General features: G+C 73.6%; 1 protein-coding gene. It reads right to left on the bottom strand.

Annotated features, from left to right (window positions below; all coding sequences use genetic code 11):
* On the bottom strand, positions 1-1,089 hold a 1,089-nt coding region (locus ASC99_RS27170; RefSeq protein ID WP_157531786.1), incomplete at its 3' end, for an RNA polymerase sigma factor.
* Between the last annotated feature and the right edge of the window lie 538 nt (positions 1,090-1,627).

The raw sequence follows: 1,627 nt of genomic DNA, 5'->3' as shown, positions 1-1,627 counted from the left end.
GGCCGCCTCGACCTGGAGCGGCGCGGCCGCGACCGCGGCGGTGGCCGAACCGTCGATCCGGGGAGCCGCCTGCGGCGAGGGGCTCTGGCCGGCGCCCACCACGCCGACCGCCGCGGCGGTGACGACCGTGGTGCCGATCACCGCGACCAGCACGCGCCCGCGGGAACGCGGTTTGGCCCGCCGCCGTCCACCGCCACCCTTGCCGCGCTGGCCGGGCCGCTGGGCGGCCGCCCGACGCGCGGCGGCCCGGCCACCGGTCGGCGGGGTGGAGGGGGTCGGTTCGGTGCCGAACTCTGACGGAGTGTCCGGAGTGTCCACCGGGAAGGCGACCGGATGCTGCGGGATCGGCACCAGCGCCAGCCCGGCCAGCAGGCCCTCGGCGGGGAACAGCCCCTCCCACTGCTGGGCGCAGTAGCCGCACTCACGCGCGTGCCGGCCGATCCGCTTGCGCCAGAGCGCGCTGGGGGCGCCGTCCCACTGGGTCGTCAGCTCGGCCAGCTGCGGACAGGTGGGCAGGACGGCGAGGGCCCGGACCACCACCCGCGCGGTCTCCAGCTGACCCTTCATCCGCTGGACCCGGACCGCCGCGTGCTGCGGGGACAGCTCGAGCGCCTCGGCCAGCTCGGTCCGGCTGAGCTCGCCGGCCGCCTCCAGCCACCAGAGCGAGAGCAGCTCCCGGTCGTCCTGGTCCAGCCAGCGGGTGGCCTCGGCGACCTCGCGGCGCTGCCCGGCCAGGCCGAGCCGGACGATGGTGAGGTCCACGAAGTCCGCGCCGGGGTCGGCGGAGTCGTACGTCAGGCCGATCGGGATCTGGGCCTGGCCTGACACCTGGTGGCGACGGCGGATCTGGTTCATCGCGATGGCGACCAGCCAGGAGCGGAACCCGGCCGGATCGCGCAGCGAGGGCAGGTGGTCGACCGCGCGGAGCATGGTTTCCTGCACCACGTCGTCGGTGTCGGGGTGACCGTTGAGGGCGCGGCCGACGATGTTGTAGACCAGCGGCAGGTGAGCGCCGATCAGTTCGTCCGTGGCCTGCTGGTCACCCGCCTGGGCCCGGGTCACCGTCCGCTCCGCGTCGTACCTGTCCATCCGCCTGCCACCTTGTCCGTCGGCCTGTCCGTACTGCCCTGTCGTGATGGGAGATCAGCGGGCCGCCCGCCGATAACGGAAAACATCCGGAGAATTTCTTGGCCCCCGGTGCTGAGCGGAGCGTAGTGGATGCCGGACCGGGCCTTTCCGCACCCCGGCGCTAACGCCCAGCTCACGGCTGTGTCCCGGGCCACCGAAGGCGTGAGAGGAGTGTGAGAGGTCGGCGTGCGAGTTGGGCGGAGGGTGGCCGGCCGCCTGCGCTTCGGTGACGGTGTGTCGGGGCTCACAGGGGTGCCGGAGTGGCCCGGGTCACTTTCGGGCGGGAGGCCGGCGGCCGAATCGGCCCGGAACGGCTCGCCGGGATCGGCCTCGCATGATCAGTACTGGAGGTAACCAGGCTCTGAGCTGGGGCGACCCGAACCTGATCCACCCGGGCCAGGTCCTCTCGCTCTGACCTGACCGCGTACGTGCCGATGGCCACCCCGTCCTCTCGCTCTGACCTGACCGCGTACGTGCCGATGGCCACCCCGGACCGGGG

The sequence above is a fragment of the Kitasatospora sp. Root107 genome (assembly GCF_001424875.1).
Lineage (GTDB): Bacteria > Actinomycetota > Actinomycetes > Streptomycetales > Streptomycetaceae > Kitasatospora.
The sequence above is the reverse complement of the archived record's forward strand: the minus strand, read 5'-3'. Positions and strand labels throughout refer to the sequence as shown.